The 13,526-nt window shown below is 70.9% G+C and carries 13 protein-coding genes; 11 read left to right on the top strand and 2 right to left on the bottom strand.

Going from position 1 to position 13,526, the window contains the following annotated elements; genetic code table 11:
* Window positions 1-10: 10 nt before the first annotated feature.
* Complete coding sequence (locus B1759_RS17070; protein WP_143537459.1) at window positions 11-871, bottom strand: hypothetical protein; 861 nt, start codon at window positions 869-871, stop codon at window positions 11-13.
* A gap of 127 nt (window positions 872-998) precedes the next feature.
* On the opposite strand from B1759_RS17070, the gene B1759_RS17065 reads away from it, so the two are divergent.
* The 5 genes from B1759_RS17065 (at window position 999) to B1759_RS17045 (ending at window position 5,782) form a co-directional block, all read left to right on the top strand.
* Window positions 999-3,074 carry a tetratricopeptide repeat protein gene (locus B1759_RS17065; RefSeq protein ID WP_095516291.1) on the top strand — a complete coding sequence of 692 codons (2,076 nt, stop codon included), beginning with the start codon at window positions 999-1,001 and terminating at the stop codon, window positions 3,072-3,074.
* Window positions 3,071-4,009: a hypothetical protein gene (locus B1759_RS17060; RefSeq protein ID WP_095516290.1), complete on the top strand. Its 939-nt coding sequence runs from the start codon at window positions 3,071-3,073 to the stop codon at window positions 4,007-4,009. The genes B1759_RS17065 and B1759_RS17060 overlap by 4 nt, the downstream gene beginning before the upstream one ends.
* Before the next feature lie 85 nt (window positions 4,010-4,094).
* Entirely contained in the window at window positions 4,095-4,463 is a 369-nt protein-coding gene (gene folB, locus B1759_RS17055; RefSeq protein ID WP_198948982.1) for a dihydroneopterin aldolase, read from the top strand.
* Window positions 4,460-4,978: a 2-amino-4-hydroxy-6-hydroxymethyldihydropteridine diphosphokinase gene (gene folK, locus B1759_RS17050; RefSeq protein ID WP_198948980.1), complete on the top strand. Its 519-nt coding sequence runs from the start codon at window positions 4,460-4,462 to the stop codon at window positions 4,976-4,978. The genes folB and folK overlap by 4 nt, the downstream gene beginning before the upstream one ends.
* 132 nt (window positions 4,979-5,110) lie before the next feature.
* A complete protein-coding gene (locus B1759_RS17045; protein ID WP_095516287.1) occupies window positions 5,111-5,782 on the top strand; it encodes a deoxynucleoside kinase in 672 nt (223 codons plus the stop codon).
* A gap of 37 nt (window positions 5,783-5,819) precedes the next feature.
* On the opposite strand, the gene B1759_RS17040 is transcribed toward B1759_RS17045, so the two are convergent.
* A complete protein-coding gene (locus tag B1759_RS17040) occupies window positions 5,820-6,581 on the bottom strand; it encodes an energy transducer TonB (protein WP_095516286.1) in 762 nt (253 codons plus the stop codon).
* A 293-nt stretch (window positions 6,582-6,874) separates the two neighbouring features.
* Between B1759_RS17040 and carA the strand changes: the two genes are divergently transcribed.
* The 6 genes from carA (at window position 6,875) to B1759_RS17010 (ending at window position 13,458) form a co-directional block, all read left to right on the top strand.
* The gene (gene carA, locus B1759_RS17035; protein WP_095516285.1) at window positions 6,875-8,014 is read left to right on the top strand and encodes a glutamine-hydrolyzing carbamoyl-phosphate synthase small subunit; all 1,140 of its coding nucleotides are present in this window, start codon (window positions 6,875-6,877) and stop codon (window positions 8,012-8,014) included.
* Between the two features lie 36 nt (window positions 8,015-8,050).
* Complete coding sequence (locus B1759_RS17030) at window positions 8,051-8,722, top strand: hypothetical protein (protein ID WP_143537458.1); 672 nt, start codon at window positions 8,051-8,053, stop codon at window positions 8,720-8,722.
* A 4-nt stretch (window positions 8,723-8,726) separates the two neighbouring features.
* Entirely contained in the window at window positions 8,727-9,215 is a 489-nt protein-coding gene (locus B1759_RS17025; protein ID WP_095516283.1) for a DUF3291 domain-containing protein, read from the top strand.
* Between the two features lie 4 nt (window positions 9,216-9,219).
* A complete protein-coding gene (locus B1759_RS17020) occupies window positions 9,220-9,438 on the top strand; it encodes a hypothetical protein (RefSeq protein ID WP_095516282.1) in 219 nt (72 codons plus the stop codon).
* A gap of 151 nt (window positions 9,439-9,589) precedes the next feature.
* Window positions 9,590-12,457 (top strand): carbamoyl-phosphate synthase large subunit, encoded by a 2,868-nt coding sequence (carB, locus tag B1759_RS17015; RefSeq protein ID WP_095516281.1) that lies wholly within the window; start codon window positions 9,590-9,592, stop codon window positions 12,455-12,457.
* 5 nt (window positions 12,458-12,462) lie between these two features.
* Window positions 12,463-13,458, top strand: coding sequence for a hypothetical protein (locus B1759_RS17010; RefSeq protein WP_095516280.1), 996 nt, complete (start codon window positions 12,463-12,465; stop codon window positions 13,456-13,458).
* Window positions 13,459-13,526 lie beyond the last annotated feature (68 nt).

The following is a 13,526-nucleotide window of genomic DNA, read 5'->3' as shown; positions in this document are numbered from 1 at the left end:
CGGTGGCGGGCTACTCGGTGACGAGGGTGAGGGCGTGCGGGCCAATGCCCGTACCGACGTCGAGGCGGCCTGCCGCGACGGCGTCTTCGAACAGCCGCTCCAACTGAGCGGCCCGCGCAGAGGCCAGCGCCGGGTCCGGCGCGGTCACGGCGACACGAAACGAATCGGGGTTCCACTCGAACCGGCTCCCCATGCGGTAGACATACGAGCGGAGAGTGGGTTCGAGCTGCGCGCTGCGCCGCCCGAAGCCGAACTGGATGGCTTCGAGCAGGCGAGACAGCTCGACCTCGAGCGGCTGGTCGCTCGCCTCTTCGAGACGGGTCAGGAGTTCCACGGGGATGGACGTCGGCTCGGCGGTGAAGGAGGCGGGAGTGGCCGTCGGCGTGTCCTCGGCCTCGGCGGGCTCGGGAGCGGTCGCGTCGGCCGCGGGGACCTCCTGGGTATCGGCCGCTGGGGGGGCGGCTTCAACCCGGGCGGGCTCGGCCACCGCAACGGCCAGGGAGGCGGCCAGCGCCAGGCACAGCAGCGACAGGCCTCCGATCACTGCGATGCCCCAGCTCGGGAGCGGCTGGAGGCTCGCGAACCGGGGCTGCGACGGGCGAGGGGCGGGCGGTGGGGGATCGGTCGGCGGCTCCTGGGCGGACTCCGTGCCCGCCTCCGACGGTGCGTCGGCCGTCTCAGCCATCGACGTGAACGGAGGCGGCAGCACGACGGGATCGAGAGCCCCCACACGCTCCACAGTGGGCAGCTGGAGCTCGAACGTCCGCTCGGTGGGGCCGCCGCTGGCGGAGGGCGACGCCTTCGCTCCCGCCTCCCGCGGACGGGCGGAGGGGGAGAAGGGAACGCGGTCGAGTAGATCGGTAATGGGCACGGGTCTGACGAAGCCGTTCGGGAACGGAGGAGTGTCATCCATGGGAGGTGCAACCTCTGTGCCGGTGCGGGGCGAGCCGGGCAGGACGTAGAGCGCCGGTATCTTCGGCGCCTCGTCCCCCTGTCCCGTGTCCGTCCGCCTCCTCGTCTCGTTGGCCGTCGCCGTCCTCGCGTCGGCGTATGCGCTCTCGGCCTGTCGCTCGGCGGCCCCCGAGCCCGCGGCGGATGCGTCGTGGACGTACGTCGGCGACGGGGCGTGCCAGCAGTGCCACGCCGATCTGGCGGCGAGCTACGCCCAGACCGGGATGGGGCGCTCGATGAGCCGGTTCGACCCGGCCACGGCGCCCGAGCGATTCGGGCCCGGCGGCGCCGGGCCGGTCGTCTGCGCCACCGACGGCTACTGCTACCAGCCGTTCGTCCGCGGCGACACCCTCTTCCAGCGCGAGACGCGTCCCGACCTACCCGGCTACGAGCGCGTCGAGGCGGTCGACTACGTGGTCGGCTCGGGCAACGCGACGCGCTCCTACCTGATGGCCGCCTCCGGCGGGGACGCGGCGCACGGCGAGTACCTGACCGAGATGCCGCTGACGTGGTACGTCGAGCGGTCCATCTGGGACCTCAGCCCCGGCTACCGGGACGGCAACGCGCGCTTCGACCGACCGATCACGCTCGACTGCCTCACCTGCCACAACGCGCGGCCCGCGCACGAGACGAGCCAGAACTTCTACACCGACGTGCCGCTGGGCATCTCGTGCGAGCGCTGCCACGGGCCGGGCTCGGCCCACGTCGCGGCCTTCGAGTCGGGCGGGGAGCCCACGGACACGCGCATCGTCAACCCGGCGGCGCTGCCGACGGACCTTCAACTGGACGTCTGCCAGCAGTGTCATCTGACCGGCGAGACGGTCTACGCACCGGGCGAGGACGCGACGACGTACCGGCCCGGGCGCCCGCTCTCGGCGCACCGGTCGGTGTTCGCGACCGAGGCGTCTGTCGAGGATCCGGTCCGCTTCGGGATCGCCAGCCACGCCGAGCGCATGATGCAGAGCGCCTGCTTCGAGGGCAGCCTCGGCACGGACCGCGAGATGACCTGCACGACCTGCCACGACCCGCACACGCCGACCGCGCAGCTCCCGGCCGACCACTTCAACCAGACGTGCGCGTCGTGTCACGGCCCGTCGGCGCACCTCGACGCGTGCTCGCGGCCCGACGCCGAGACCCCGACCGAGGCCGTCACGGGCAACTGCGTCAGCTGCCACATGCGCACGGCGGGCACGTCCGACATCCCGCACGTCTCGTTCACCGACCACTGGATCCGCCGCGACCCGCCGCCGTCGTCTGAGGCGACGGCGACGCGCGACGACGTGCGGGGGCAGTCGCCCTTCCAACTCGTCGATCTGGCAGGGGGAGGGGACCCGCCGAGCGCCGCCCAGGCCGACGCGGCGCTCGCGCTCGCGACGTTCTCGCTCTACGAGACCCAGCACCCGCTGCCCGCCTACCTGCCGCAAATCGCCCGCCGCGCCCGCCGCGCCCTGGGCGCCGGCGTGGAGCGGACCGACCTCCGGGTCGTCCTGGGGCGTGCCCTGTCGGAGATGGACTCACTCACCGCCGCGCAGGGCGTCCTCGCCGAAGCCGTCGCCCGCGACCCGGCCGACCCGTACGCCGCGTTCTGGCTCGGCATCGTCGAGTCGGCCCGCGGGCGGCATACCGAGGCGGCCGACGCGCTGGCCGAGGCGGTGCGGCTGGCGCCACGCCTGACCGAGGCTCGCGTCCGCCTCGGGACCGCGCTGAGCCAGGCCGGTCGGTACGAGGAGGCCGCCGCCGCCTTCGGCGAGGCGGTCGCTCAGGACCCCGCTCGGCACGCCGATGCCTGGAACGGTCTCGGCCTCGCCCGCTTCCGCCTCGGACAGGCCGACGCCGCGCTTACCGCGCTTCGGCGGTCGGTCGCCCTCGATCCGCGCCTGCCGACCTCGCGCGTCAACCTCGGCGCCGCGCTCCTCAACTCCGGCGACCTCGACGGCGCCCGCGCCCAGTTCGAGGCTGCCCTCCGCTTCGACCCCGAGGAACGCGCGGCGCTCGGCAACCTCGGGCTGATCCTCGCCCGGCAGGGGAAAACCGCCGAGGCGCGCGCGCGCTTCGAGCAGGTGCTCCGTCTCGATCCCACCGACGCGCGGGCCCGCGCCGCACTCGCCGAAATCGCCCCGTGACCCGACCTCTGTTCCTCGTTCTCGCGCTGGCCGCCGTCGGGTGCGGCGGACCGGTGGACGGCGTGCCGCTGGACCTGGACCGCAAGGACCCGGGCGCCCTGCTCGGCTCCGTCCTCGGCGCGTACCTCGGCCCCGACGGCGGCGACCCGGTGGCCGCAGGGCTTCTCTCCCGCGACGGCGACGACTACATCCTCCACCCCGAACGCCTCCCCGAGGCCGCGCGAGCCGCGCTGGTCGACGCCAACGAGGACGGCGCCATCGACTGGGACGAACTTGCAGTCATGCTGGAGGCGACCTACGTCGGCGCCCGCGCGCTCCCGCCGACCACCGACGCCCTCCGCGCCCAGGCCGACTACTCCGCAGGCGAGCCGGACTGGTTTACCGTCGAGGTGGACGGGGTGATGACGGCGGCCCGCCGCCGGATCCATGTGCCGCTGGCCGCCCTCCGCACGGCCATGGCCGCCTTCCCGACCTCGGGAGAGTTGGCCTACCCGGTCGGGACCTGGATCGTGGGCGAGCACCTGGTGGACGGGACCGTCGTGGAGACGACCGTCAAGCACCGTCGCCCCGACGGGTTCTGGGACTTCGCGGTGTACGGCCCCGACGGCGCCCTCGCCCCGGCCACCCAGACGGAACCCCGACCGCTCCGCGTCCCGACCCAGTGCACCGGGTGCCACCTCGGGGGGCGGCTCTTCGAGCCCGAGAAGAGCTTTCCCGCGCCCGCCTCGGACGGCCCGTTCGGCCCGCGCGCGATCTACGTCCCCGACGCGTGGCGAAGCCGCGAGGCGACCACGCACTTCGACGAGCACGCCCGCCGCGACGACGGTGTGCTCGGCCTCTACGCGACGCTCTATGCGGGACGCCTCCTCGCTGCGCGCGACGACGGGTCCATCACGCCCGAGGACGCCGCGTTGCTCGACACGCTCGGTCTGTAGTCGGCCGACGCCTCCTCCGAGCAGAACACGCGGCCGACACCGGGTTCGCGTGGCTACCCTGCCTCCCTCGTTCTCCGCCTCTCCCGTGCCCGCCACCGTCCGCCTCGTCAACGCCGTGTTTTACGCCCACCACGGGGTCATGGAGGAGGAGCACAAAGTCGGCGGGCGCTTCGAGGTGGACGTGGCGATGGACCTCGACATCCGGCAGGCGGCGACCGACGACGACCTGTCGAAAACCGTCGATTACGAGCGCGTCTACGCTATCGTGCGCGACCGCGTGACGGGGACGCCGTCGTACCTGATCGAGTCGCTGGCGTACTCCATCGCCGAGGTCGTGATGCAGCACTTCCCGATGCTTCTCTCGGTGGAGGTGACGGTCCGGAAGCCGAACCCGCCGGTCGGCGGACCCTGCGACCGCGCCGAGGTGGTGTACCGTCTCGACGCGGCCCCGTGAGCGCGCCGATGACGGTGGCGGTCGGGATGGGGGGCAACGTCGGCGACCGGCTGGCGGCGCTCCGCCGGGCAGTCGCCGCGCTCGACGCGCACCCCGAGGTGGACGTGGTCGCGGTCAGCCCCGTCTACGAGACCGAGGCGCTGGTGCCTCCCGGCGCGGCGCCTCAGCCCGACCACCTGAACGCGGTCGTCGTGGCGGAGACGACCCTCGCCCCCTACGCGATGCTGCGCGTGCTCCACGGCATCGAGCGGGCGGCAGGCCGCGACCCGTTCGCCCCCCGCTGGTCGCCGCGTCCGCTGGACCTCGACCTGCTGTTGGTCGGGGACGCCGCGTTCTCCTCGTCCGCCCTGACCGTGCCTCATCCTGCGCTGGCGCGTCGCCGGTTCGTGCTCACGCCCCTGGCCGACGTGCTGCCCGCGGCCGTCGTGCCCGGCCTCGGGGCGAGCGTGGCCGACCTCCTCGCTGCGTGCCCCGACCCGCTGGCCGTGACGCAGACCGACCTGTCGCTGGCATGACGGCTCGGAGTCCGGGGGTTGTGTCGGTCCTCCGTCGCCCTCGGAAATTTGGGGGATGACGCGTGGGCGTCACCCGAACCCGCCTACGCTGTCGCCGACCGTTGCGATCTTTCGGCACGCACCGCCCCCGCCATGTCTGCCCCGACCCTCCCCGCCCACCTCGGATACGTCGCCGTCGAAGGCGTCATCGGCGCCGGGAAGACGACCATGGCCCGCATGTTGGCCGAGCGAGCCGAGGGGCGGCTCGTGCTGGAGGAGTTCGAGGAGAACGCCTTCCTGGACCGATTCTACTCGGATCGTGACCGCTGGGCGCTCCAGACGCAGCTCGCGTTTCTCGCCAGCCGCTTCAAGCAGCAGAAGGCGCTCCAGACGCGCGACCTGTTCGCGCCGCATGTCGTCTCGGACTACACGTTCGACAAGGACCGCATCTTCGCCCACGTCACGCTGACGGGCGACGAGGTGCGCCTCTACGAGACGCTCTACGGCATCATGGAGCCGTCGGCGCCGGTGCCGGACCTGGTCGTCTACCTCCGGTCCTCGGTGGATCGGCTGCTGCACAACGTCGCGCTGCGCGGCCGGAGCTACGAGACCAACATGGACCGGGCCTATCTGACGGAGTTGGTCGAGGCGTACGACCAGTACTTCTTCCACTACACGAAGAGCCCGCTCCTGATCGTGGACGCGAGCCGGATCGACTTCGTGGGCGCCCCGGCGACGTTCGACGAACTCGTCCGCCAGATCGCGAGCGTCAGGGGAGGGACGGCCTACTTCAACCCCCCGGCGACCATGCAACTGGCCTTCTAGGATCGGACGGGGAGGACGAGAGACGTCTCCCCGACGGCTACTCCGGTGGGTCGAGGGAGACGGAGATGAAGGCGTAGGCGCGCACGCGGTCGCCGCCGTCGCGCGCCGGGCGGAAGACGTGGCGGCGAGCGGCGTCCAGGATGGCCGCGTCGAACTCGGGCGGGAACGAGGCGACGGGAGTCTCGCGGTTCCGCTCGAACCGGACCCGCTCGACGATCTCGGCGTCCGTCACGCGACCGCCCGTGTTGACCAGCACGCGCACGCGTGCGCTCCCACGGAATCCAGACACGGACGCGTTCCGCGGGTATACCGGGAGCGCCTGCCCGCTGAGGCTCGGGCTGCGGTCCGGCTGCTCCACGATTCGGTCGTCGGCAGGCGGGGGCCCTGACGGGACGGGCGCAGGGGGGGCAGGCGGCGCCGGAGGTGCCGGCGGGCCTGGGCGAGGGGCCGGCGTGGCCCGCCTCGGCACGTCGGGGGCCGGCATCGTGGGGAGCTCCAGGTCCCGCACGATGTCCTCGACCAGCCGCTCGTCGGGGACCTCGATGGGCACGTGGTCGGAGGTAAGCGGGGGAGGGGGCGGCATCGGGAGCGGGTTCGCCGGCGGCGGCGGCTGACGTGTCGGCTCGATCATTTCGAACACGACCTGCTCGCGGACGGGGGCCTCGCGCGGGAGGTCCGGTCCCAGGTCCACCTCGGGCCAGAGCAGGAACGCCCCGTTGACCAGCAGGAGGCTGGCCGCGAGGCACGCGAGAGCGCGTGTCGGGGCGTGGCGGTCGCGGCGGGAGGGAGGCGGGGGCAACGCGGGGCGGTCGGGGAGGCCTGAACGGGTGCGGGGGAGGATACGCGCCTGTGCGCGGCCTCCGAATCCCATTCCGGGCGGACGCCGAGGCGGCCGGAGGCAGGGGCGCGAGTTCAACGCCGTGTGAATCCGGCGCGACACGCTCACAGGAGGATCGAGTGTGGCGGTACCTTTGGCGGAGTCGCCGGACCCCATGCCTGTCCCCCGGACCTTTCCCGATTCGCCTTCTTTCGTACGGCCCTGCTGCCGTTGAGCCTTCCGTTTTTCGGGAGGCTTTTTTTGTATCTGCGCCCATGACCCCGTCCGCCCCCGCCAAGCTCGCCCTCGAAGACGGCACCGTCGTCACGGGCACCGCCGTCGGCGCCGCTGGAGAGACCAGCGGCGAGCTGTGCTTCAACACGTCGATGAGCGGCTACCAGGAGATCCTGACCGACCCGAGCTACTCGGGGCAGGTCATGATGATGACCTACCCGCACATCGGCAACTACGGCGCCTTCGAGCAGGCGACCGAGGCCGACCGGCCGCACGTCGCCGGGCTGGTCGTCCGCCAGTTCTCGCGCGACCCCTCCAACAGCCGCATGGAGGAAACGCTCGACGCCTACATGGCCCGGATGGGGCTCGTCGGCATCTCCGGCGTCGACACGCGGCGGCTGGTGCGCCACATCCGGACGAAGGGCGTCATGAACTGCGTCATCTCGACGGTCGACCTCGACGACGCCTCGCTGGTGGCGAAGGCCCAGGCGGCGCCGAGCATGGACGGACTCGAACTGGCGAGCCAGGTCACGACGGGCGAGGCTTACGACTTCAGCACCGAGGGCACGCGCGCGCTGGCCGTCTACGACTACGGCGTCAAGCGCAACATCCTGCGGTCGTTCGCCCACCTCGGGTGCCGCGTGCGCGTCTTCCCGGCGAGCACGCCGGTCGCGGAGGTGATGGCGTGGGAGCCCGACGGCGTCTTCTTCTCGAACGGCCCCGGCGACCCGCGCGCCATGCCCGACGCCATCGAGGCCGCGCGGGCGGTGATCGCCAGCGGGACGCCTGTCTTTGGCATCTGCCTCGGCCACCAGCTGATGGCACTCGCCGAGGGGCTGGAGGTCTACAAGATGAAGGTCGGCCACCGTGGCGCCAACCACCCGGTCCTCAACCTGACGACCGGCCACGTCGAGATCTCGACCCAGAACCACGGCTTTGCGGTCCGCGAGGAGGGCCTCGACGGCATCGCCGAGGTGGACCACCGCAACCTGAACGACCAGACGGTGGAGGGACTGCGGTTCTCGCGTTTCCCTGGCTTCTCGGTCCAGTACCACCCCGAGGCCTGCCCCGGCCCGCACGACAGCCGCTACCTCTTCGACCAGTTCGTGGCGCTCATGGACGGCGACGCTCCGGAGCCGCCCGCCGTCCCGACGCCCACCGCGACCCCTACGGATGCCTGAGCCCGACCTGCGCGGCGTGAGCCGGCCGGCTGATCCATGAGATCCCTCCGACAGGCCCTTCGATCCGTCGCCTGCCCGCGGCCCCTCGCGGGGTGGCTGGTGCTGCTCGTGGGCGTGGGGTCGCCGCTGGCAGCCCAGGACGCCTCCGCCGTCGCCGAGGCGTTCGAGACGTACAGAACCGCGATCCTGGCCTCCGATGGCGAGGCCGCCCTCGGCGTCGTCGACGCCGCCTCGGTGGCGTACTACGGTGCGATGCTCGACCTCGCGCTCGATGCCGACTCGGCCCGCGTCGCTCGACTCCCGCTCCTCGACGAGGTGATGGTGATCGCGTTGCGCGTTCGCGTCCCAGCCGACACGCTGCGCCAGATGGACGGCCGCTCGGCGCTCGCCTACGGAGTGGCCCAGGGCTGGATCGGGCGGGAGAGCGTCGAGCAGACCCGCATCGGTCGCGTCACGGTCACGGGCGACAGCGCGTGGGCAGAGGTGAGGTCGGGGGGGCAGGTGGTCCCCAAGCTCCGGTTCTCATTCTCTCGGGAGGCCGACGGGTGGCGGTTCAGCCTCGGCGCCCTCCAGGCGCTCATGTCCGACCACCTCACGCTGTGGGCGAAGCAGAGCGGCATGACCGACGCGGAGCTGGTCCGAGCCATGCTCCTGTCCGTCTCCGAGAAGCCGATCACGCCGGACGCCTGGTCGCCGGTCGGCCGCTGACTCCATGCCCCACCTCGCCCAAGTCAACGTCGCCCGCGCGAAAGGCCCGATGGACGGGGCCGTGATGGCCGAGTTCGCCCGCGCCCTCGATCCCATCAACCTGCTCGCCGAGCGGTCGCCCGGCTTCGTCTGGCGCCTCCAGGACGCCGACGGCGACGCGACGGCCCTCCGCGTGTTCGACGACGGCCAGATCCTGATCAATCTCAGCGTGTGGCGGTCCGTCGACGCATTGCGGGCGTACACCTACCAGTCCGGCCACGCCCACTACGTCAAGCGGCGCAAGGAATGGTTCTCGGCGTTCGGCCGCCCGCACTACGCGCTCTGGTGGGTGGCGGAGGGCACCGAGCCGTCGGCCGACGACGCGAAGGCGCGGCTGGACCATCTCCACGCCCACGGCCCGACGGCTGAGGCGTTCACGTTCACGACTCTCTTCGACCCGCCCCGCCTCGGCGACGCTCCCGACGGAGCGACCGAGGTGGGCCCATCTGCCTGATCCCATGCCCGCCCAACGCAAAGCCCTTGTCGTCCACTACGCGCCCGGTCACCCGACCGAGAGCCTGGACGAGCTGACGACCCTCCTCAACAACGACTGGCGCATCCTGTCGTCCTCGGCGATGGGCGGCACCGGCGGCGCGACCGCCCCCGCCCAGTTCGCCGCGCTGGTCGTGCTGGAGCGCGACGAGAAGAAGACCGTCGGCGGCTTTAGCGCGGGCTGACGCCAGCAGGTTCAGGGTCCGGGGTTCAGGGTTCGCACGGGCGGGCCATCGACTTCGGGGTCTGAACCGACCGCACGCACGGCACGCTTCTCCAGGAAGCCCTCGGGTTTGCTGGCGACGAACCCTGAACTCTGAACCCTGAACCTCTCGAATGCCCAAGCGCACTGACATCTCGACGATCCTGCTCATCGGCTCCGGCCCCATCGTGATCGGGCAGGCCTGTGAGTTCGACTACTCCGGCACGCAGGCCGCGAAGGCCCTCCGCCAGGAGGGCTACCGCGTGGTCCTGCTCAACTCCAACCCGGCGACCATCATGACCGACCCGATGTCGGCCGACGTGGTCTACCTCCAGGAGATGACGGCCAAGAGCATCAAGGAGATCGTCGAGAAGGAGCGGCCGGACGCCGTGCTCCCGACGATGGGTGGCCAGACGGCCCTCAACCTCGCCGACACGCTCCACCAGCAGGGGTACTGGGAGAAGGTGGGCATCCAGGTGATCGGGGTCGACATCGACGCGATCCACATCACGGAGGACCGGCAGGCGTTCCGCGACCTGATGGAGAGCATCGGCATCGATCAGGCGCGGAGCCGCGTGGCGAAGTCGCTGCTGGAGGCCAAGGAGATCACCCAGGAACTGGCGGGCGGCGCGGGCGGCATCGGCGGGTTCAAGCCCATCGTCATCCGGCCGAGCTTCACGATGGGCGGCGCGGGCGGCGGCATCGTCTGGACGGCCGACGAGTTCGACGCCAAGGTGACGCGCGGGCTGGAGCTGTCGCCCGTCCACGAGGTGCTCATCGAGGAGTGCCTCTTCGGCTGGAAGGAGTATGAGCTGGAGCTGCTGCGCGACGAGAAGGACAACGTCGTCATCATCTGCTCGATCGAGAACCTGGACCCGATGGGCGTCCACACGGGCGACTCGGTGACGGTCGCGCCGCAGCAGACGCTGACCGACCCGCAGTACCAGGCCATGCGCGACGCGGCCATCAAGGCAATGCGGTCCATCGGGACGTTCGCGGGCGGCTGCAACATCCAGTTCGCCGTGGACCCGGCGAGCGGGCGGATGATCGTGATCGAGATCAACCCGCGCGTGTCGCGGAGCTCGGCGCTGGCGTCCAAGGCGACCGGCTATCCCATCGCGAAGGTGGCCGCGCGGCTCGCGGTGGGCTACACGCTGGACGAGCTTCCCAACGAAGTGACCGGGACCACCTCGGCGTGCTTCGAGCCCGCGCTCGACTACGTGGTGACCAAGATCCCGCGCTGGAATTTTGACAAGTTCGAAGGCGTCGACGAGGAACTGACCACGCAGATGAAGGCGGTCGGCGAGGTGATGGCCATCGGGCGGACGTTCACGGAGTCGCTCCAGAAGGCGTTTCAGAGCCTGGAGCAGGGCTTCTCGGGGCTCGACGGCGTGCAGCCCGACCGCGCGGTGGTCCGCCAGCGTCTGGCCCGGCCGTACTGGGACCGGCTGATCCACATCCGCCACGCCTTCCGCCTCGGCGCGTCGGTGGCCGAGGTGCACGATGTGACCAAGGTCGACCCGTGGTTCCTCAACCAGGTCAAGGACCTGATCGACCTGGAACTGGCGACGGAAGGCACGCCGCTGGCCGATCTCGGCCGGGATGCGATGCTCACGCTGAAGCAGCACGGATTCTCGGACGTCCAGATCGCGCGGTTCACCGAGTCGACCGAGGCGGAGGTGCGGGAGGCCCGCAAGGGCATGGGGCTCACGCCGACGTTCCGGGTGGTGGACACCTGCGCGGGCGAGTTCGAGGCGGTGACACCCTACTTCTACTCGACGTACGACGGCGCGGGCGACCCGGAGGCCACCGAGACGACGCGCAGCGACCGGCCAAAGGCGCTCATCCTGGGCTCCGGCCCGAACCGGATCGGGCAGGGCATCGAGTTCGACTACTCGTGCGTCCACGGCGTGCTCGCGGCGAAGGAGATGGGCTACGAGGCCATCATGATCAACTGCAACCCGGAGACGGTCTCGACCGACTTCGACATCGCAGACAAGCTTTACTTCGAGCCGGTCTTCTGGGAACGGGTCGCCGACATCGTGGACCTGGAGCAGCCGGACGGCATCATCCTGCAACTGGGCGGGCAGACGGCGCTCAAGCTGGCGCGCGAGATCGTGGAGGTCGGGCTCCCCATCTTCGGGACGCCCTACGAGCAGATGGACCTCGCTGAGGACCGGGGCAAGTTCTCCGAGATCCTGACCGAGCTCGACATCCCGTTCCCGCCCTACGGCATGGCGACGACGGTGGACGAGGCCGTCGAGGTGGCGGAGGCCATCGGCTACCCGATCCTGATCCGGCCCTCGTACGTGCTCGGCGGCCAGGGCATGCGGATCGCGATCAACAAGGACGAGGTGGCGGAGTACGTCGCCAACATCCTGACCCTCTTCCCGGACAACCAGATCCTGCTGGACCTCTTCCTGGAGAACGCGATCGAAGTGGACATCGACTGCCTCGCGGACGGCGACGAGGTGTGGATCGGGGGCGTGATGCAGCACATCGAGCCCGCGGGGGTCCACTCGGGCGACTCGACGGCGGTGATCCCCCCGTACTCGCTCTCGGACGCCACCATCGAGCGGCTCAAGGAGACGGTGGTCAAGATCGCGACCCGGCTCGGGGTAGTCGGTATGATGAACACCCAGCTGGCGGTGCAAACGCGCGACGGGGAGGACTTCGTCTACGTGATCGAGGCCAACCCGCGGGCGTCGCGCACGGTACCGTTCGTGGCCAAGGCCACGGGCGTGCCCATCGCGCGGATCGGCGCGAAGCTGATGATGGGCGCCAAGATCCAGACCTTCCGCGAGGCGGGCGAGCTGGAGTCCACGCTGACGGGCTTCGCGGTCAAGGAGCCGGTGTTCTCGTGGGACAAGTTCCCCGAGGTGACCAAGGAACTGGGGCCGGAGATGAAGTCGACCGGGGAGGCGATCGCGTTCGTGGACGACATCACGGACGAGCACATCGCGAAGCCGTTCGAGATGCGCAACCTGTACCTCAGCCGGTAGCCCCGATGCGCACGGTCCTGGTACTGCTGTCCGTCCTCCTGACGGTTCCCGTCGGGGCGCAGGAGGCGCGTCTCGTCCTGCGGGACGCGGTCGTCCCGGAGTTTCCAGGCTTTGTGAGGCAGGACACGACCGGGATGGAGAGCCGGGACTACGAGGGGAAGACGATCTACCTCGGGGACGTGCTGATGCCGCTCGGGGAGGGCGCGGTCGCGAGCGCCGGGCTCGACTTCGACCCCTACTCCGAGATGCCGGTGGTCTCTCTGGAACTGGCGCCGGCGTCCGCCGCTCGGTTCTCGGATCTGACGGGAGAGCGGGTCGGGCTCGCGCTGGCGATCGTGCTGGATGGTCGGGTGCTGCTCGCGCCGACGATCAACGAGCGCATTCCGAATGGACGGATCCAGATCAGCGGCCAGTTTTCTCTGGACGAGGCCCGGTCGGTGGTGGCGACGGTCCGCGCGGCCACGGGGGCGGCCGACAGTCGCAGCGCCCGGTTCGCGGCGGTGCGTCGGGGGCTGGACCGGTCCACGCCCGAGGCCACCGTGGTCTCGTTCTCCGAGGCGAACGCGGCGGCGGACTGGCTGACGATGCTCCGCTTGATGCACCCGGCCGTCCTCGGGGACATCCTGGAGGAGACTCGTCCGGAGCTCGACGTTCGGGGCGACTCGGTGCGCGTGTCCCCGGGGGTGGGCCCGAGGTCGGAGTGGATTGCGGTGGCCGACGTCCTCGAACGGGAGTTGCCCGAGGGCGGCGTGGATGCCCTGACGGACGCCGAGGTGCTCGCGCTGTCGTTCGTCTCGGCCGGGGCTTCGCGCCTCGCGCAGGAGCCGCTCGTCCCTATCGGCTCCGTGCAGGCCGAGGGCGGGATCGTCCACGTGGTGACGCGTCTTCGGGAGCCCTTCGACGACGAGATGCAGGAGGACGGGTACGTGAATGTGTGGATGATGAGCACCCAGCAGGTCGATGGGGAGTGGGTGGTCCTGGTGCCGGTAAACGGATGGTAGCCACTCGCCTTTTCCTGCTCTGTGTGGTGCTCGGCGCGGTCGCCGGGTGTCGGTTCTCCGAGTCGGCG

The organism is Rubrivirga sp. SAORIC476, assembly GCF_002283555.1.
Lineage (GTDB): Bacteria > Bacteroidota > Rhodothermia > Rhodothermales > Rubricoccaceae > Rubrivirga.
The sequence above is the reverse complement of the archived record's forward strand: the minus strand, read 5'-3'. Positions and strand labels throughout refer to the sequence as shown.

Excerpts from the sequence above, each read along its gene's own strand:
- B1759_RS17045 (WP_095516287.1), top strand. The coding sequence starts at position 5,111 with ATGTCTGCCCCGACCCTCCCCGCCCACCTCGGATACGTCGCCGTCGAA.
- carA (WP_095516285.1), top strand. The coding sequence starts at position 6,875 with ATGACCCCGTCCGCCCCCGCCAAGCTCGCCCTCGAAGACGGCACCGTC.
- B1759_RS17030 (WP_143537458.1), top strand. The coding sequence starts at position 8,051 with ATGAGATCCCTCCGACAGGCCCTTCGATCCGTCGCCTGCCCGCGGCCC.
- B1759_RS17025 (WP_095516283.1), top strand. The coding sequence starts at position 8,727 with ATGCCCCACCTCGCCCAAGTCAACGTCGCCCGCGCGAAAGGCCCGATG.
- B1759_RS17020 (WP_095516282.1), top strand. The coding sequence starts at position 9,220 with ATGCCCGCCCAACGCAAAGCCCTTGTCGTCCACTACGCGCCCGGTCAC.
- carB (WP_095516281.1), top strand. The coding sequence starts at position 9,590 with ATGCCCAAGCGCACTGACATCTCGACGATCCTGCTCATCGGCTCCGGC.
- B1759_RS17010 (WP_095516280.1), top strand. The coding sequence starts at position 12,463 with ATGCGCACGGTCCTGGTACTGCTGTCCGTCCTCCTGACGGTTCCCGTC.